Source organism: Flexivirga caeni (assembly GCF_003724155.1).
GTDB classification, from domain to species: Bacteria; Actinomycetota; Actinomycetes; order Actinomycetales; family Dermatophilaceae; genus Flexivirga; species Flexivirga caeni.
The window spans coordinates 134,876-153,293 of the sequence record NZ_RJJQ01000010.1; the positions used below are offsets into that span (position 1 = coordinate 134,876).

General features: G+C 69.2%; 16 protein-coding genes. 2 read left to right on the forward strand and 14 right to left on the reverse strand.

Annotation, left to right across the window (positions count from 1 at the left end; all coding sequences use genetic code 11):
- Positions 1-36 precede the first annotated feature (36 nt).
- Positions 37-2,919 carry a helix-turn-helix transcriptional regulator gene (locus EFY87_RS10845; RefSeq protein WP_158607590.1) on the forward strand — a complete coding sequence of 961 codons (2,883 nt, stop codon included), beginning with the start codon at positions 37-39 and terminating at the stop codon, positions 2,917-2,919.
- A 7-nt stretch (positions 2,920-2,926) separates the two neighbouring features.
- On the opposite strand, the gene EFY87_RS10850 is transcribed toward EFY87_RS10845, so the two are convergent.
- Both EFY87_RS10850 and pepN read right to left on the reverse strand, forming a co-directional pair.
- The gene (locus tag EFY87_RS10850) at positions 2,927-3,724 is read right to left on the reverse strand and encodes a serine hydrolase (protein WP_123271495.1); all 798 of its coding nucleotides are present in this window, start codon (positions 3,722-3,724) and stop codon (positions 2,927-2,929) included.
- Complete coding sequence (gene pepN, locus EFY87_RS10855; RefSeq protein ID WP_123271496.1) at positions 3,721-6,231, reverse strand: aminopeptidase N; 2,511 nt, start codon at positions 6,229-6,231, stop codon at positions 3,721-3,723. The genes EFY87_RS10850 and pepN overlap by 4 nt, the downstream gene beginning before the upstream one ends.
- Positions 6,232-6,405: 174 nt before the next feature.
- On the opposite strand from pepN, the gene EFY87_RS10860 reads away from it, so the two are divergent.
- Complete coding sequence (locus EFY87_RS10860; protein ID WP_181445474.1) at positions 6,406-7,404, forward strand: PDDEXK family nuclease; 999 nt, start codon at positions 6,406-6,408, stop codon at positions 7,402-7,404.
- Positions 7,405-7,461: 57 nt separating this feature from the next.
- On the opposite strand, the gene htpX is transcribed toward EFY87_RS10860, so the two are convergent.
- Genes htpX through EFY87_RS10920 form a run of 12 tightly spaced genes read right to left on the reverse strand, consistent with a single transcriptional unit; the run spans position 7,462 to position 18,392 of the window.
- Entirely contained in the window at positions 7,462-8,346 is an 885-nt protein-coding gene (gene htpX, locus EFY87_RS10865) for a zinc metalloprotease HtpX (protein ID WP_123271497.1), read from the reverse strand.
- Positions 8,347-8,385: 39 nt separating this feature from the next.
- Positions 8,386-9,837: an NADH-quinone oxidoreductase subunit N gene (locus EFY87_RS10870; protein WP_123271498.1), complete on the reverse strand. Its 1,452-nt coding sequence runs from the start codon at positions 9,835-9,837 to the stop codon at positions 8,386-8,388.
- Positions 9,834-11,336 (reverse strand): complex I subunit 4 family protein, encoded by a 1,503-nt coding sequence (locus EFY87_RS10875; RefSeq protein ID WP_123271499.1) that lies wholly within the window; start codon positions 11,334-11,336, stop codon positions 9,834-9,836. The genes EFY87_RS10870 and EFY87_RS10875 overlap by 4 nt, the downstream gene beginning before the upstream one ends.
- The gene (locus EFY87_RS10880; RefSeq protein WP_123271500.1) at positions 11,330-13,384 is read right to left on the reverse strand and encodes an NADH-quinone oxidoreductase subunit 5 family protein; all 2,055 of its coding nucleotides are present in this window, start codon (positions 13,382-13,384) and stop codon (positions 11,330-11,332) included. Before EFY87_RS10880 ends, EFY87_RS10875 begins: the two co-directional genes overlap by 7 nt.
- Positions 13,381-13,686 (reverse strand): NADH-quinone oxidoreductase subunit NuoK, encoded by a 306-nt coding sequence (nuoK, locus tag EFY87_RS10885; protein ID WP_123271501.1) that lies wholly within the window; start codon positions 13,684-13,686, stop codon positions 13,381-13,383. Before nuoK ends, EFY87_RS10880 begins: the two co-directional genes overlap by 4 nt.
- Positions 13,683-14,213 carry an NADH-quinone oxidoreductase subunit J family protein gene (locus EFY87_RS10890; RefSeq protein ID WP_123271502.1) on the reverse strand — a complete coding sequence of 177 codons (531 nt, stop codon included), beginning with the start codon at positions 14,211-14,213 and terminating at the stop codon, positions 13,683-13,685. Before EFY87_RS10890 ends, nuoK begins: the two co-directional genes overlap by 4 nt.
- The gene (locus EFY87_RS10895) at positions 14,210-14,677 is read right to left on the reverse strand and encodes a NuoI/complex I 23 kDa subunit family protein (protein ID WP_123271503.1); all 468 of its coding nucleotides are present in this window, start codon (positions 14,675-14,677) and stop codon (positions 14,210-14,212) included. Before EFY87_RS10895 ends, EFY87_RS10890 begins: the two co-directional genes overlap by 4 nt.
- Positions 14,674-15,636 carry a complex I subunit 1/NuoH family protein gene (locus EFY87_RS10900; protein WP_245988587.1) on the reverse strand — a complete coding sequence of 321 codons (963 nt, stop codon included), beginning with the start codon at positions 15,634-15,636 and terminating at the stop codon, positions 14,674-14,676. The genes EFY87_RS10895 and EFY87_RS10900 overlap by 4 nt, the downstream gene beginning before the upstream one ends.
- The gene (locus EFY87_RS10905; RefSeq protein ID WP_123271505.1) at positions 15,633-16,172 is read right to left on the reverse strand and encodes an NADH-quinone oxidoreductase subunit C; all 540 of its coding nucleotides are present in this window, start codon (positions 16,170-16,172) and stop codon (positions 15,633-15,635) included. The genes EFY87_RS10900 and EFY87_RS10905 overlap by 4 nt, the downstream gene beginning before the upstream one ends.
- The gene (locus tag EFY87_RS10910) at positions 16,169-16,759 is read right to left on the reverse strand and encodes an NADH-quinone oxidoreductase subunit B (protein WP_123271506.1); all 591 of its coding nucleotides are present in this window, start codon (positions 16,757-16,759) and stop codon (positions 16,169-16,171) included. Before EFY87_RS10910 ends, EFY87_RS10905 begins: the two co-directional genes overlap by 4 nt.
- Positions 16,749-17,138 carry an NADH-quinone oxidoreductase subunit A gene (locus EFY87_RS10915; protein WP_245988588.1) on the reverse strand — a complete coding sequence of 130 codons (390 nt, stop codon included), beginning with the start codon at positions 17,136-17,138 and terminating at the stop codon, positions 16,749-16,751. Before EFY87_RS10915 ends, EFY87_RS10910 begins: the two co-directional genes overlap by 11 nt.
- 57 nt (positions 17,139-17,195) lie before the next feature.
- On the reverse strand, positions 17,196-18,392 hold the full coding sequence (locus EFY87_RS10920; protein ID WP_220093599.1) for an MFS transporter: 1,197 nt from the start codon (positions 18,390-18,392) through the stop codon (positions 17,196-17,198).
- Positions 18,393-18,418 lie beyond the last annotated feature (26 nt).

The following is an 18,418-nucleotide window of genomic DNA, read 5'->3' on the forward strand; positions in this document are numbered from 1 at the left end:
GGCCCGCTGTGGAAGCGAACCGGGGACAATGACGGGATGATTTCCGACTCCGCACCCGCCGGGCCGATCTTCGGCCGCGCCGAGGAGGTCGACGACTTCACGCGGTTGCTCGGGGACCGCGCGCAGTCGTCGATCACCCTGGTCGGCGGCGACGCGGGCATCGGCAAAACCCGGCTCCTGCAAGAAGTGGCCGAGGCTTGCAGGCAGGCTGGTGGCCACGTCTTCGTCGGGCGCTGCCTGGATCTGGGCGAGAGTGCTGCGCCATACCTGCCGGTGACCGATATCGTCCGGGCAGTGCGCGCGCTGCCGGCGACCGCGGAGCTGGCGTCCGTCGCCGCGATCGCCCCCACGGAGGGGCTGCGGCCGATCGAGTTCTTCGACGCGGTCACCACGATCATCGACGACCTCGCACAGGTCGCACCCGCGCTGGTCGTGCTGGAGGATGTGCACTGGGCGGACCGGTCGACGCGAGAACTGTTGACCTACCTGCTGACTCACGGTGTGCCGCCGGGCGTGCACCTGGTCGCGACCTATCGCACGGACGACCTACATCGCCGCCACCCGCTGCGCTCCTCCCTTGCCGTATGGTCCCGCCTACCACGCGTCCGGCGGCTCCTGCTGGAGCCGCTCGAGACTGATCCGGCCAGCGCGCTGGTCCACCACCTGCGGCCCGACCTGCCGGATGACGCCGCGCGGCAGATCGTTCGCCGATCCGGCGGAAACCCCTTCTTCACCGAGGAACTCGTGGCCGCATCGATGCCGTGCTCCGAGACCGACGACCAACTGCTGCCCGCGGATCTCGCCGACCTGCTCCTTGTCCGGACGGACGCGCTCGACGACGACACCCGCCAAGTGCTGCGCGCCGTCTCGATCGTGGGGACCGGCACGACGGAGGACACACTGCAGCAACTGACTGGGTTGTCCGCGACCGGACTGCACCGAGCCCTGCGTGCCGCGGTCGACGCGCACGTGCTCGTCATCGACGGCGGCGGCCGCTACGACTTCCGGCATGCGCTGCTCGCCGAGGCGATGTATGACGACCTCCTGCCGGGCGAACGCGTGCAGTTGCACGATCGCCTGACCGACCTACTGCTGGCGCGTGGGGGTCCGGGCACCGCGGCCGCTCTCGCCGTCCATGCCGAGCGGGCGTCGCGCTTCGGCGAGGCCTTGCGGGCGCGGGTGGCAGCCGCCCAGGAGGCTCTCGATCGCGCCGCGCCGGCCAATGCCGCCCGTCACTTCGAGGGCGCGATGGCCTTGGCGGCCGCGCACGCGGGGCTCACCGGCGTCCCGGATGATCTGCCGCAGCGAGCGGCCGAAGCGCTGCTGGCGGCCGGTGACCCGCAGCGCGCGACGAAACTCATGCGGGACGCGCTGCGCACCTTCGACGGCAGCCCGGTCGAGCGGGGGCGGATGATCCGGCTGCACCTATCCGCGTTCCTGCTGACCGACCCCCCGACGATGCACGTCAGCCTGTCGGCACCGGATCTGCCTGACCAGGCCGACCGCGTTCTCGACACAGCGGCAGGCTGGGCACGCGAGGCGGATGACGACATCCTGGTCGGTCAGTTGCTGGCGCTGAAGGCCCACTATCTGCTGGCATTCGGCCGGCTCGACGAGGCCACCGTGACCGCGGGCGAGGCACTGCTGATCGGTCGCGCCGTGGACGAACCGTCGATCGTCAGTGACGCGATGACGACCCAGGCGAAACTGGACGGGCTCGCCGGGGACCTCAGAACGGCCCTCGCCACACTCGACGAGGTGCGCGCTCGAGCCGCCGCCGACGGCGACATCCGCGCAGAGCTGCGGGCTCTGCATCAACTGGCCGGACTGCAGTCGCGCACCGATCAGCACGAGCTGGCGATGGCGACCTACGAGAAGGCCGTGCGCCGAGCGGCCGAGGCCAATGCGCGCACCGAGCTCTACGGGCTCGACTCGGTCATCTTCGCCGCGGTGCTCGCGGCGAAGCTCGGCGACTGGCAGCACGCCGACGAGTTGCTGGCCGGCGCGGACGGATTGCCTTCGGTGGCAAGGGCATCCGCGTCTGCGGTGCGGCAGACGATCGCCGCGGCGCGCGGCGACTTCGACCGGGTGCTTGCTGGGCACGAGGAGGTGCACCCCCTCTGGCACCAGGACATGTTCACCGTGGTGACGGACGCTCCGGCGACGATCGAGGCCCTTGCCGCAACGGGCGACCTGACGGCGGCAGTCGCGATCTACGACGAGGCAACCGCGACGGTCCGGAAGGTATGGCGGCTGGCAGTGTTCGACGCCCAGATCCGGATGGCGGCGCTCCTGCTGACGGCGATCGCCGACGCAGTGGCCGGTAAGCCGCGAGAGGCTGCCGCCTGGGCGCCGCGAGTGTCGGGGCTCGCTGAGGATCTCACTGCTGTGCTGGCCCTGCGTGGCAGTCGTGACGCGCTCGGCTCCGAGTCCCACGCATGGTTCGCGCGCGCTCGCGCCGAGCTCGCCCGCCTCGACGGGGACGACTCAGTTGCCGCCGATGAATACCGTCAGGCCGCAGCCGATTTCGAGCTCGCCGGCTTTCCGTACGAACAGGCGACCATCGAGCTGCTGCTGTCGCGTGTCCTGCACTCGTCGGGTGAGCACAGTCAAGCGCGCGCCGTCGCCGATCGCGCATTGGCGACGGCCCGCCGGCTCGGGGCCGCGCACCTCGTGGCGCAACTGCGCACCCGGGCGAGAGCCGATGATGCGCCGGCACGGGAGGGGGTGCTCACCCCTCGCGAACGCGACGTCCTCGAGCTTGTCGCCGCCGGTATGACGAACGGGCAACTCGCCGCGAAACTGTTCATCAGCACCAAGACCGCGAGTGTGCACGTGTCGAACATCCTCGCAAAGCTGGGCGCAGCGACCCGCACCGAAGCCGCGGACCTGGCGCGACAACGGGGTCTGCTGGACTGAGCGCCGGTCAACCCTGCGCGAGCCGGTCGCGAATCTCTGCGCCGATGCGGTGCATTCGGTCCATGACTGCGGCGAGCCCCGGGGCTGACTCGTCGGTCGGCCAGTTGGCGATCGCCGCATAGGCGACCGCGCGGCCACTGCGCCGGACCAGTCCGACGTCCGCCCGGATGCCGTCGTCGGTGCCGGTCTTGTTGATCAGTGCGGGATGCCCTTCGTCGCCGATCGTGTTGTGCGCCAGCGGATCTTCCGCGAAAGCGGACGCGACCATGGACAGGTCGGTGCTGAGCGACATCCATTCCTCGACGCGGGGCGAGACGGCACCGTCATACAGCCGGCGGACGTAGGCGACCAGCGATGCGGCGCTGGCACGTGACAGCGTGGGCGGCGTGCCGGGGATCGACAGGTCGCGCGCCTCGCCGCGCACGTAGTCAAGCAGCTCCATCGCGCCTGCACCGGTTGAATCGCCGTATGCCGCAACGGCATCCAGCCCGACGAGATCCAGCAGCACGTTCGTGGCGAGGTTGTCGCTCACCGCACCGACCAGCCGACAGGCGTCGACGACGGTCAGGTCGGCCTGGTCGAGCACACGCCACAGGCCGGAGTCGCGCACGAACCGCGCACCGTCCTTGGTCACCCGGTGATCGGCGGTCAGCTCACCGGTGTCGATCCGTCGCGCCACCTCGGCGAGCAGCAGCAACTTGCCCACGGACGCCGTCTTGCACACCTGGTCGGGCGACTGCTCCAGCCACGGCTTCGCGCCGGGCTCGTCGACGGGTATGACGAGGATGCTCCACCGGACGCTCATACTGTTCCGCCGAACTTCTCGTGGGCGACCAGTGCCCGGTCGAGCCGGTCCAGCGAGTCTGCGAGCGCCCGACGCACCCCAGGGGTGTTGTCCGGATTCGCAATAGCGGCGCGCGCCGCGTCCGCCACAGCCGGCTCGACGGCGCGGTGCGGGAACGCGGCCATCACGAACTTCTCCGCAGCCATGTCGCCCAGCTTCCTCGGCACGGCGGGCAATTCGCCGAAGAACCGGTCGACATACCCTCGCAGCAACTCATCGGCGCCGTTCTCGCCGTACCCGGCGAAGAAGCCCTCGGCAAGCGAGAGTGCCTCGTAGTTGGAAAGTGCCCGCTCGCCATACAGCTGGTCCCAGGCCCACCGTTTGGCCTCGTCGGTCGGCCGCGCGGCGCGCGCGGAAAGTGCGGACAGATGACCGCTGAGACTGTCGTCCCGAGCCCGTGCCGTGTCGATCGCGGCTGCGTCGATCAGGCCCAGCGCTGCCTGTCGCCGGACGACCTGCCAGCCGAAGTCGGTGTCACCGGCGGCTGAGCCCGGCCGGCCGTCGTCGGCTGCCCATCGCGCGAGCAGGTCCGCGTCGGTCGTCGTGGCAGCGACGAGCCGGGCGGGGGTGAGCGCCGCTTGTGGATCCTCGACGAGATCAAGTCGACGTAACCCGGCGTCCGCCAACATGGCTTGCACGTGTGCCGAATCTGCCTGCGGGACAAGGCGATAGGGGTAGAGCACCCGCACCAGACCAGCCAACATGTCGCTGAGTGAGGTCGTGTCCTCGTGCGGCCAGCATTCGGCGAAGACATGAACCACACGCTGCGGGTCGACCCGCCCGGTGTCGGCGCCCCCGAGCAGTGCAGACCAGACGGCCAGCCGCACCAGGGGGTCATCGGTCGCCAGCAGCTCCCCCGGCACGGCTGCGAGCGACTCCACGTCCAGCTGCGTCGTCGCCCAGGTGAGATCGGACGAGTTCGGCAGCAGCAGGTAACCTCGTGCTGTCCCGGCGAGATCAGGCAGGTCCGTTCGAGGTCGGTCGGCATGCACGCGGATCGTCGCCATCGCGACGCCCTCGTTGATCGACGCCACATCCAGCACGTGGGAGCGGAACGACGTCGAGCCGGCCGGTCTCGTCACGACCAGCTCGGCGCGGGCTACGACGCCGTCATGTTCCTCGACCTCCAGCCTGATGTCGTCCACCCCGGAGCTGCGCAGCCAGCCTCGCGTCCACTCGGCCAGCGACCGGCCGCTGGCGTGCTCGACAGCGGCAAGGAAGTCGTCCATCGTCGCATTGCCGAAACTGTTGTCGGTCAAGTGTTTCCGGACTCCCGCGACGAAGGCTCCGTCCCCGACATAGAGGGCGAGCTGACGCAGCGCCGAGGCGCCCTTGGCGTAAGAGATCCCGTCGAAGTTGGTCAGCGCGGACTTCGCATCCGGCGCGGAGGCCCCGGCAACCGGGTGTGTCGACGGGCTGCGGTCGACGCCATACCCCCACGTCTTGCGCGCGATGCCGAAGTCGACCCATGCCTCGGCATACCGCGTCGCCTCGGCCGAGGTGCGGTGCGCCATGTATTCGGCGAACGACTCGTTCAACCACAGGTCGTCCCACCACTGCATGGTGACCAGATCACCGAACCACATGTGCGCCATCTCGTGCGCGATCGTGTTGGCGCGGGTCAGCAATTGGGTGCGAGTGTGCGCGCCACGGAAGATGTATTCGTCGCGCAGCGTCACACAACCGGGGTTTTCCATCGCGCCGGCGTTGAACTCCGGCACGAAGAACTGGTCGTATTTGCCCCAGGGATAACGGATCCCGAAGAGCTGGTGGTAGTAGTCGAAGGACTGCTTGGTCACCTCGAAAATCTCGTCGCGTTGCTCGCGCAACTGCCGGGCGAGCGAAGCACGCACATAGATGCCGAGCGGGATGCCGTCGTGCTCGTCGGTCTCGGCGGCATACGGCCCGGCGCAGACGGTGACGAAGTAGGTCGACATCGGCGGGGTCGTTGCGAGGGTCCATTCGCCCGGTGCGGTCTGCTTCGCCGCACCGTTGCCGCCGACGATCCAGTCGTGCGGGGCGCGCACGCGCACGTCATACGGCGCCTTCAGGTCGGGCTGATCGAAGCAGGCGTAGATGGACGGCCCCGCGTCCAGGAACGACATGCCGTAGACGTAGTGCCGCCCGTCCGCGGGGTCGACCGCCCGGTGCAGCCCCTCGCCATCGTGCCGGTAGCGCATCACCGACTCCACCTGCACGGTGTTCTCGCCCTGCAGACCGGGCAGAATCACGCGTCCGTCCGTCACCGACGCGGGGTCGAGCGCCACCCCGTTGAGCGCGATCGATGTGACGGTCTCCGCCTGCAGGTCCAGGAAGGTCGCGGCGCCCGGCCGTCGGCAGGTGAAGGTGATCGTGACGGCGGACCCGAAGTTCTCATCCCCCTGGTCGAGGTCGAGCGAGAGGTCGTAGCCGGTGACGTCGATCAGTCCGGCGCGCTCCTGCGCCTCGGTGCGCAACAAAGAACCCATGGGAGTGAGCTTGTCATGCCGATCGATCCAGTAGATCGTGCGGTATGGCGCACCATCTACTGGGCTGGCAGCGCGGCAGCGACGCTGGCCCACATCCCCGCGCCCGAGACGTGGTCGTCCACAGGGAGCCCCCCGTGCTGCCTGCGGACGGCTATCCAACCCCAGAATCCTCGGATGACACAGGAAGCAGGGTTGATGCGTGGAGCGGCGTGTGACAGGCCAGTGGTTCGCGGCACGGAACGACGCGCGACGGCCCGAGCGCTGGCCGGCGAGCACGGTGGTGTGGTGCACCGGACCACCTTGGCAGAGCACGGCATAGACCGGTTCGGTGTGCGTAACGAGGTTGCGGCGGGGCGGTGGTTCAGGGTCGGCCGACACACCGTTGCGGTGGGGTCGCCCGAGATCGGAGTGGTCGCTCAGTGGTGGCGGGCGGTGTGGGAGAGCGGCTCGGGTGCGCGCCTCGACGGCGCGAGCGCCCTGTTGGCTGCCGGTATGACGAGCTTCGAGACGTCCGTCATCGACGTCACCCTGCCGAAAACCAGCCGAACCTATCCGCTCCAGGGTGTCCGCCGGCATCTGCCGCGAGTCACGCCGGCTGTGACAGGCAGCGGCATTCCACGGGTCGGGACCGAGATCGCCACGATCCACGCCGCGCAGTGGGCGGCAACCGACCGGCAGGCAGCACTGCTCATCTGCCTGCCGATGCAGCAACGCCTCACCTCTGCGCCGAGACTGCAGCTAGCGTGGCGCAGCGTTCACCGATCTGCCCGGCGGACACTGCTCGATGCGGTCATCACCGACGTCACGGACGGCGCCCAGTCCCTCGGCGAACTCGACTTCACTCGTCTGGCCCGGAAGTCCGGACTGCCACCGCCGTCACATCAGGCGGTGCGTGAGGGGCCGCACGGGCGGGTCTATCTGGATGTGTCATGGGACGACGTCGGCCTGGTGGTCGAGGTGGACGGTGGACATCACCTGCTCGCACTCAATCCCATCGATGACGCGCTCCGCCAGAACGACCGAGTCACCGCGGGCGAGCGAATGCTGCGGATACCGGTCATCGGCCTGCGTCTCGTACCGGACCGATTCATGCTCCAGGTGCGTCATACCTACGATGCGCTACGGATCGAGGCGGGTCGCCGGCATGCAGCCCGCTCCAGGTCCAGTGGATAGTGCGGCATTGCGCACGAACTACTGGACCCAGCGCCTGCCGGCGAGGACGAACCTCGGTCAGCCGACGCCACGGATCTGGCGACCGTAGGCCTGGTTCTCGAGCCGCTGGATGCGCTTCTCGGTCGGGGGGTGGGTCGACATCAGGCGGGAAACGTCCTGTGCGCGAAACGGATTGGCGATCATCATGTGGCTGGTGTTGACGACCTTGGGCTCCGGCGCCAGCGGGGTGCGGGCAGTGCCGGCTTCAAGCTTGCGCAGCGCGGACGCGAGCGCGAGCGGGTCACCGGTGAGCTTGGACCCGTCCTCGTCTGCGTCGTACTCACGCGTGCGGCTGATGGCGAGCTGGATCATGCTGGCCGCGACCGGGGCGAGGAAGGCCATCGCGAGCATTGCCAGCGGGTTGGGCCGGTCGTCGTCGTTGTTGCCGCCGCCGAACATCCCGAACCACATCATCATCTGCGCGATCGAGGTGATGATGCCGGCCAGCGCCGCGGCGATCGACGAGGTGAGGATGTCGCGGTTGTAGACGTGCATCAGCTCGTGGCCGAGCACACCGCGTAGCTCCCGCTCGTCGAGCAGGTCGAGGATGCCCTGCGTGCAGCACACGGCGGCGTGCTGCGGGCTGCGGCCGGTGGCGAACGCGTTCGGTGCATCGGTCGGCGAGATGAACAGCTGCGGCATCGGCTTGCCCGCCTTGGTCGACAGCTCCCGCACGATGCGGTACATCTCCGGCGCCTGGATCTCGCTGACGGGATAGGCACGCATCGCCTTGATGGCCAGCTTGTCGGAGTTCCAGTAGCTGTACGCCGTTGTCGCGACGCCGATCAGCGCGAAGATCCAGATGTAGCGACCCCCGGCGACCAGCGCGCCGATCGCGAGCAGAATGACCCAGATGCCGCCGAACAACGCGGCCGTCTTGAGGCCGTTGAAGTGACGGTGCATACCAGGCAAACGCGCCTGACCACCCGGTTTGTTCCGGCCTCAGCGGCCGACGAACTGCAGCAGCCACTGCGGCGCAATGCTGGTCACCGCGAGCGCGGCGGCGCCGACGATGACCAGGATCCGGTGCAGCGGATGCAGCGCGTCGGCGTGCTCCGGGTCCTTGCGCGCCCCGAAGAGGATGCGCAGCCAGCGCAGGTAGACGGCGACTCCCAGCATCGCGTTGAGCGCCGCGATCACGGCCAGGATCCACATGCGCCCACCGGCCACAGGGCCGATCGCAGCCACCTTGGCGACCAGGCCGATCACGGCCGGCGGCAGGCCCATCAGGGTCAGCAGCCCGAGCGCGAGGGTGACGGCGAGCAACGGCCGGCGTCGCAGCAGCCCCCCGTATGACGACAGATCGGTCGCGTCCGCACGACCGTCGGCATGCGCCAGCGCCGTCACCACGGCGAAGACGACGAGGGTTGCGAGCGCATAAACCATGAGGTAGGCGGCGGCCGACCGGACGGCCCGCGATGACACCGCGGCGAGCGGCAGCACGACCCAGCCGGCCTGGGAGACGGTCGACCAGGCGAGGAAGCGCAGCGCATTGCGTTCCCGCAGCGCCATCACGTTGCCGAGGGTCATCGAGACCGCAGCCAGGACACCGACAGCGGCGAGCGCGGAGGTGCCAAGCACGGTCACCCCCCGGAAGATGACCAGCAGCGCGGCGAGCGCGGCGATCTTGGAGGTGACCGCCAGGAAGCCGCCGATCGGCACCGACGCCCCGCTGAAGGCTTCCGGCGTCCAGGCGTGGAACGGGACGAGCGAGAGTTTGAAACCGAGCCCGGCGAGGATGAAAACCACTGCCAGCACGAGGATCCGGCGCGAGTCGGGATCCTGTGCGGCGTGCAGCACGGCGTCGCCGCTGAGCAATGCCGACCCGGTGGCGGCGAACCACAGCGCGGCGCCCATCGCGGTGATCGCGAAGCTGACGAGCGCGGTCGTCAGCAGCGCCAGCGCACCGTCGACCGCGGCGCGGCGGGCGCGCAGCGCGACCAGCGCGATCGCCGGCAGGGTCGCGAGCTCGAGCATGACCAGCCACGACCCGAGATCCCGCGACGCGACCACGCCTGTGGCACCGGCGGTCGCCGCGAGCAGCAGCGTCGCCTGCACGGCTGCCCGCTCTGCGGGCACGCGGATCGGCAATGCCAGCAACGCGATCACCGCACCGCTCACCAGTGCCGCGAGTTGCAGCCCGGCGCCGACGTGATCGACGGAGTAGAGGCAGGCGCCCCCATGCGGCAGGCACAGGGTGTCGCGCGGGTCGTCCGCGGAGGGCAGCACCCCCGGCACCGCGGCGGCCGCACCGGCGAGCAGCAGCACCGCGGCGATGGCCCAGTGCGACCGGCCCAGCCGTGGCAGGAGCGCGTCCAGCACGAGCAGCAGTACGCAGCCAACGGCCGGAATGAGCACTGGCGCCAGCAGCCACCAGTGATAGGTCAGCTTCATCGCCCGGTCACCGCCATCAGGTGGGTGACTGCGTCAGAGGTGGTGTGCAGCAGCACGACGGGTACGACGCCCAGCGCGATCGCGGCAACACTTAGGGCGCCGGCGACCAGCCATTCGTTGCCGTGCGCATCGGTTTCCGGCTCGGCGGCGGGCGGCGCTCCGCCCTCGGCGCGGCCCTGCCAGACGATCCGCAGCACGCGCAGCGCATAGGCGGCCGCGAGCACCGCACCCACCGACGCCACCGCGGCCAGCACCCGGAACCAGCCCAGCGGCCGGTCCCCGCCGGGGCTCCACGCCCCGAAGATGGCCAGTACCTCACCCCAGAAGCCCGCCAGTCCGGGCAGCCCCATGGACGCGGCGAAGCCGATCACCAGGGCCAGGCTCAGCCGCGGGGAGATGTCGCGCAGTGACCGGCGCACCGTGTCCAGATCGTCGCTGCCCCAGCGGTGTTTGAGTCCGCCGACCACGGCGAAGAGCAACGCAGAGATCACCCCGTGGGCGATGTTGGCGTAGAGCGCCGCTTGCAGCCCGATCGCGGTGCCGCTCATCAGCCCGAGCAGCACGAATCCCATGTGCGCCACCGACGACCACGCCACCAGTCGCTTCAGGCTGCGTTCGACCAGACACACCAGGCCGCCCCAGATGATGCCGATGACCGCGAGCGTCGCGACATATGGGGCGAGTCGCTGGACGCCGTCGGGCAGCGGCGCGATGACCAGCCGGACCAGTCCGTAGGTGCCCATCTTGAGCAGCACCGCCGCGAGCAGCATGGAGCCGGCGGTCGGCGCGACCGTGTGCGCTCGCGGCAGCCAGGAATGCAGCGGCCACATCGGCACCTTGATGCCGAGCCCGATGAGCAGGATCAGCGCGACCGCGGTCTGCTGTCCGGCGGGCAGTCGGTGCGCTGCCAGTCCGGCGAAGTCACTGGTGCCTGCGGCGAAGGTCATGGTCAGGATCCCGACGAGCATGAGCGTCGAGCCGAGCACCGTGTAGAGCACGAAGGTGTTTGCGGCACGGGACCTTTCGCGGGCGTCACGCCGGTCGCCGAACCGGCCGATCAGCACCCACATGGGCACCAGGACGACCTCGAAGGCGACGAAGAAGCTGATCGCGTCCTGCACCAGGAAGCTGGCGATGCCGCCACCGATCACAAGCAACAGACAGCCGAAGAACGTTGCGGGAGTGCCGCCTTCGGGCTGCTCATGCCGCGCATGCAGCACGACGAGCACGCCGACAGCAGCCGTCATGAGCAGCAGCGGGACGCTGATGCCGTCGACCGCCAGGTGCAGGCGCATGCCGATCTCGGGCACCCACTGCCGGTCGAGCACCGGGCGCTGCACAGCGATGACCACGCACGCGAGCAACGCGAGGACGGTCACGACCAGCGAGACGATGTATGCCGTGTGGCGGCTCACCGCGCGGGCGCTGCGGTCGCCGACAACCAGTGCCAGACCGGCGACGATCGGCGCAAGCGGGGCGACGAGGAGTGCGGCTACCACAGGATCACGCCCATCAGACCGACCGCCACGAGCCCGACCGAGACCGCGAGCAGTCCGGTGGTCGGACGGTGCGTGTGCAGCCGGGCGGTGCGGCGAGCAAGCGCTGCCGACGCCTCGGGAAGCCGCTGCACTCCGGCATCCAGTCGGCCCTCCAGCCGGGTCACCACGTGCGCCAGGCCGACGACCGGCCGGACGACCGCGACGTAGATGCGGTCCACGTCGAAGCCCCGGGACGCCGCAGCACGCACGAAGACCGGCACACGCGCGGCGGCGTCGCCATACACCGTGCCGACCGACATCATCCGCACGAGCAACGCGACCGCGCCCATCAGCAACAGACCGGCACCGATCAGCCAGCCGTTCGGATGTTTCCAGTCGACGTCGAGCATCGGGGAGAAGATCAGCAACCCGCCGACCACCGAGAGCAGCGCGAGCAGCTGCAACCCGAAGCGCGCACCACCGCCGGGTTGCTGGTGGACCAGCAGGTCATCCTCCTCTTCCACCTCCGCGATCGGCGCGGGCTGCGCGACGGCGCCATCGATCGGGCGGCCGTGCTGGTCGACAGGTGGCAGTCCGACGAGCATGTCGACGATGCCGACCTCTTGCACGGCGTAGCTGTCCTCGACCACTTCGAGTGCCTGCACTCGCTGGGCACCGGTGCGGTGAATGAGGATCAGCCACATCCGCATGCTGTACGCCGCGGTCAGCAGCACCACGCACGCCAGCGCGGCGAAGGCGATGCGCGCGCTCGTGTCTCCGTCGATGCCGCCACGGGCTGCCTGGTCGATGATCAGGTCCTTGGACACGAAACCCGCGAAGGGCGGGACACCGGCAAGCGCGAGCAGACCGATGCCGACCATCCGGCGGCATCCCGGGTACTTGCTCAGCACGCCGGACAGCCGCTCGACGGTTGTGCCCGCAACCAGCACCGACAGCCAGCCCATCATCAGGAAGAGCAGCGCCTTGAACATCGCGTGCGACAGCAGGTGGGCGATGCCGAGATCGGCGCCGGCACGCGGCGTGACGACCGCGAGGCCGAGCAGCATCAGCGCGACCTGGGACACGGTCGACCAGGCGAGTAGTCGTTTCAGGTCATGCTGCAGGAAGGCGAGGACGCCGGCGCCGACCATCGAGACCGACGCCACGATCGTGAGCACCAGCCGCGCCGGATCGGACAGTTCGAGCAGTGCGACCAGCTTGCCGAGCACGACGGTGCCCGCGGCGACCATGGTCGCCGCGTGGATGAGCGCCGAGGCCGGGGTCGGGCCTTCCATCGCGTCGGGCAGCCAGTCCTGGAACGGCACCTGTGCCGACTTGCCGGCGACCGCGCAGATCAGGCACAGCAGCGCGGCGGCGAGTGCCGTGTGGTGGTGGGCGGCGGCATGGGTCCAGTGGGTGACGACGACGCCGAGGTCGGTGCTGCGGGCGCCGAGCGCGAGGATCGCCAGACCGATGACCAGCGGGGTATCGGCGATCCGGGTGACCAGGAATGCCTTGTATGCCGCCCGGCGGGCCTTCGAACGCTCCGACTCGTGCCCGATGAGCAGGTAGGAGCACCAGCCCATCAGCTCCCAGCCGATGAGGGTCAGCAGCAGGTCCCCGGACAGGACCACGAGCTGCATCGCGGCGGTGAAAAGGCCCACCGTTGCGGCGAATTGGCGGTAGCGCGGGTCGCTGTAGAGATACCACCGGGTGAAGAGCTGCACCGCCCACGAGACCAGCCCGACGGCGACCGCGACCAGCACGGAGAGCCGGTCGACCTGCAGGTGCAGCGGGATGCTGAAGCCAGGCCCGACGGGCAGCTGCCCGATCGTGCCGGGCGAGGCGACCGCGCCGCCGCGCGCTTGCTGCGCGAGCAGGGCGATTGCCGCGGCGAGACCGAGGAAGCTCAGCGTTGCGGAGACCACGAACGCTGCCGCGCTGCGACGGGTCAGCAGGATCACCAGCACCGGGATCGCCGCGGGCAGCAGCACGACCAGGTGACTCGGCTGCAGCGCGAAGTCCAGCGCGAGCGTCGAGCTGTCGAAGCGGCCGTCGCCCAGCATCATTCGGATTCACCCGCTTCGGTCAGGTCAATGTTGCCCCGGGCGCGGAAGACGGCAAGGATCACGCCGAGGGCGACGCTGATCTCGGCCGCCGCGATGGTGATCACGAAGATGGTCATGACTTGACCGGCACGCAGAGTGTCGCTGGTCAGCGCACCGACCGTCACGAAGAGCAACCCGGCGGCCGCGAGCATCAGCTCGACTCCGATCAGCACCAGGATGGCGTTGCGCCGGGCGAGCACGCCGTAGAGGCCGATGCCGAAGAGCAGTCCGACGAGGATCATCGGCAGCACGGGGTGGATCATCGCGGCACCCCGTCGGCGTCGCCCCGTGGCCCGATCGGCAACCGTGCCAGGGCAAGTGCGGCGACGAGCGCCACCAGCAGCAGCGCGGACAGCACCTCGAACGGCCACACCCAGCTGCCGAAGAGTCGCGCGGCCAGCAGGTGCGTGCCGCCGCCGTTCACGCGCTTCTTGTCGTTGCCGAACGCGCTGATCAGCACGCTGGCCAGCAGTGCCGCGGTCGCGGCACCGACAACCAATGCGGCGGCGCGCTGCACCCGTGACGTATCGTGCTCGGCGCTGCGCCCGATCGGTGCGCGGGTGAGCATGAGCGCGAAGAGCACCAGCACGACGATGGCACCGACATACACCAATAACTGCACCAGCGCGACGAATTCGGCGCCGAGCACGAGATAGCAGCCCGACAGCGACGCCAGGCTGACGATCAGCCACAGCGCCGAGTGCACCAGGTGTTTGGTGCTCACCGCAAGCAGCGCGGCAGCGACGCTGATCGTGCCCGCGATAGTGAAGAGCACGTCGTATGTCGTCACGACACGTCACCCTCCACGGCCTCCGGCGGCGGCACGGTGCGCATCCACTCCCCCAGCTTTTCCTTCTCGTGCAACAGGTTCCGGATGTCGCCGTCGGCATACTCGAACTCGGGGCTCCAGAAGAGCGCGTCGAACGGGCACACGTCGATGCAGATCCCGCAGTACATGCACAGGCTGAAGTCGATGGCGAAGCGATCGAGCATGTTGTGCTGCCGGGCACGCCCGCCTTCCGGTCCAGGCGGCACGGTCTCCTTGTGCGAGTCGATGTAAATGCACCAGTCGGGGCACTCGCGCGCGCAGAGCATGCAGGAGGTGCAGTTCTCCTCCAGCAGCGCGATCACGCCGCGGCTGCGATCGGGCAGGTCGGGCCGAACATGCGGGTATTGCTGGGTGTGCGCGTGCGTGACCATGGTGCGCGCCGTGGTCGCCATACCCTTGGCGAGGCCGCCGAGGAACTTGCTCATCGGGAAGTCACCACCACTCCGACTGCGGTTATTGCCAGCTGTAGCAACGCGATCGGGACCAGACCGAGCCAAGCGACGCGCTGCAGCTGGTCCTCGCGCAGCCGCGGCCAAGCAACCCGGATCCAGATGATCACGAACGCGAAGATCCCTCCCTTGATCAACATCCAGAGCCAGCCGAGCGAGTCCGGCAGCGGGCCGGCCCAGGCACCGAGCCAGAGCGCGGCGAGCAGGAACGACATCACGACGATGCCGGCATACTCGGCGAGCAGGAAGAGTGCGAACCGCAGCCCGGTGTATTCGGTGAAGGGGCCCATGACCAGTTCGGAGTCGGCGACCGGCATGTCGAACGGCGGGCGCTGCAGCTCGGCAGTGGCGGCGACGAGGAAGACGAGGGCGCCCGGCAGCTGCCAGATCAGCCACCAGGGGTTCCAGGCATGGGCGATGCCGACCAGCGACAGCGAGCCGGCCGCGATCGCGAACGACGCGCACACCAGGATCAGCGGCAGCTCGTAGGAGACGAGTTGGGCGGCGGTGCGCATGCCGCCGAGCAGCGAGTATTTGTTGCCGCTGGACCAGCCAGCCATGAGCGTGCCGAGGGTGCCGATGCCGCCGATGGCGAGCAGCCAGACCAGGCTGCCCGGCACGTTCGCGCCGTAGAAGTGCGGACCGAAGGGTATGACGGCGAGCGCGAGCAGGTAGGCGACGATGCCTAGCGCGGGGGCGATGCGGAAGACGCGCTTGTCGGCCGCGAGCGGGACGATGTCCTCCTTCTGGGCAAACTTCACGCCGTCGGCAATCAGCTGGGCCCAGCCGTGGAATCCGCCGGCCTCCATCGGGCCGAGGCGGCCCTGCATGTGGCCCATGACCTTGTGCTCGGTCTGGCCGACCAGCAGCGGGAGCACCAGGAAGGCGGCGAGCACGCAGACCGACCGGATGACGATCTCGACGAAGTCGTTCACCTCGGTCCCCAGCTCTCGTCGGGTATGCCGGGGGGCTGCATCCGGCGGCGCGGGGCACGCGCCGGCTTGCCATCAGTGCCACTGCCACCGGGCTCCTTGGCGCCCGGCCAAGGCTTGCTGACCCTGGAGGCGAGGACGAACGACTTGCGGAGCGGGTTGCCGTCGAAACCGTCCGGCAGCAACAGTTTTCGCAGCTTTCCGCCGCCGGTCTCGGTGAACCCGTCGAAGCCGATGCCGAACATCTCGAAGGTTTCGCGCTCGTGCCAGGCGGCGCCCGGCCAGAGCGGGGTGCAACTCGGCAGCGAGGCGCCGTCGGTGATGTGTGTCTGCGCCAGCACTTCGCGCAGCGCGCCGGGCGACAGGTCGTAGAGGTGAACGACGACGTCGAAACCGGGCTCGTCGCCAGCGTCGGTGTTGTCCACGGCGGTGAGGAAGTCGAAGAAGGCGAAACCTGCGTCGCGCTGCTCCTGCAGGGTATCCAGCCAATCCTCAGGCGTGCAGTCGAGGGTCCGCAGGCGCGCGGTCGCGTCGGTCATGACGCTCCCTCGGCGGGCGGCTGCACCAGTGGCCGGGTCGCCTCAGCGGCGGTGACCTTGCGGCCGGCATACCCGGTCAGCTTGGCGCGCAGCCCGGACGCCTGCAGCTTCTCGGCGGCGATCTGCTCCTGCAGCACCCGGATGCCGTGCAGCAGTCCTTCGGGTCGCGGCGGGCAGCCGGGGACGTAGACGTCGACCGGGATGAGCTGGTCGACGCCCTTGGTGACGCAGTAGGAGTCCCAGTAGGGGCCGCCGGAGTTGCTGCACGCCCCGAAGCTGATCACGTATTTCGGCTCGGGCATCTGGTCGTAGAGGCGGCGGACGGCTGGCGCCATCTTGTCGGTGACCGTGCCCGAGACGACCATCAGGTCGGCCTGGCGCGGGCCGGGTGCGAACGGTATGACGCCTAGCCGGATGAAGTCGTGACGGGCCATCGAGGCGGCGATGAATTCGATTGCGCAGCAGGCGAGTCCGAAGTTGAAGACCCACAGGGAGTAGCGGCGGCCCCAGTTGAGCACCACCCGCATCGGTTTGGGCGCGACTTCGTGCGCCATGCCGACCTTGGGCATCGGCAGATCAGTGGTCATCGCTGCGAGTCCCCCAAGTCAGCAGGCCGCGGCGAGCGGCATGCAGCAGTCCGACGAGGACGACGACAACGAAGATCGCCATCTCCACCAGGCTCGCCACGCCGAGGCTGTGGTCGCGCAGCACCAGCGCCCACGGGAAGAGGTAGACGGCGTCGACGGCGAAGATGACGTAGAGGAAGGCGTAGGTGATGTAGCGGAAGTGCGTCTGCGCCCAGCCGCCCTGCACCGGGTCGACACCGGATTCGTACGTCGTCAGCTTCGCCAGGCCGGGTGCGCGGGGCGCCAGCAGCCGCCGGGAGATCATGGCGGCACCGAAAAGCACGGCGCCGGCGACACCGACGCCGAGCAGCACCAAGTAGCCGGTTACTCCCGAGGACACCCCGGAAGCCTAACGAGCCAAGGTGCCTGAATGAGTGAGGCGCCCCCGGAAGGTGGTTCAGCCGGGCACATCATCCGGTCGGCCGGGCTCCCGCAACGCGCACGACAACACCACGGCGGCGATCGGAACCGTAGCCAGCACAGCGAGCGCTCCTCCGGGTCCGTGGTGCTCGGCAACCACTCCGAGCAGCGGCATGAACAGCCCACCGGCACTGATCGCCAGACCGAGGGTGACACCCGCGGCCGTGCCGGGGCGGCTCGGCAGGTAATCCTGTCCCAGCTTGACCAGCACCGCGAACGGGATGTTGGTGACCAATCCGACCAGAAACACCAGAGGCAGCGCGCCGTACCGCTGGTGACATGCGAGCAGCGCCCACATGGCGGGGAGCAACGCGGCGTTGCCGATCTGCACCGTGCGCACCAGCCCGATTCGGTCCGCTATGCGCCCGCCCACCAGAGTGCCGACCACACCACCGGCGAGTTCCAGAGTGAGGGCGGCACCACCGACTGTGCCGGAGGCGCCCAGATGCCTGATCCAGTAGAGCGCGATGAAGGTGTTGACGCCGTTGCTGATTGCCGAGCGAATGATCTCGGCCGCCGTCAGCAGGGCGAAGAGACCGACTCGGTCAGCGCCGACGCGTGGTGTGACGCGCCTGCTCGCCGCGCTCGAGCGGCGATTGTGTCGCAGCAGGATGAAGCCCATCAGCACCGCGGGCGGGATGAACAGCGCTGTGGCGCCGATACCCAGCCCGTCCAATGCAGGGGTGACCAGCGCAGGTCCGACGAAGAAGCCGACGCTGCCGCCGGCCGCGAAGTAGCTCATCGCAGTCGCGCTCGCGCCGGCGGCCCGGCGCGCGTCGCGGCCTGCGGGCGGGTGGAACATCGCGATCCCGAGACCGGCCAGGAGCAGCAGGCCGAACACGGCCGGATAGGACGGCACCAGACCGGACAGACCGGCTCCAATCCCGGCGAGACTCATTCCGGCGGGTGCCATCCACGGCAGGCGACGACGGTCGGCGAGGACGCCGATGACGATCTGCGGCAGGGCACTACCGATCGTGGTTGCCAGCGCCAGCCCTGACGCCTGGACGTAGCTGAAATGTCGTTCGAGCACGAAGTAGGGAATCGCCGCAGGCACCAGTCCCTGGAAGAAGTCGTCCACTGCATGCGCCGTCGCCCAGATCCGCATCCGTCGCCACGGCGTCTGCTGGTCTTCGCCCGGGCTGTGCGTGAGCGGGGCGGGGATCAACGTCACATATCCACGATGCCGCGACCAGCCTC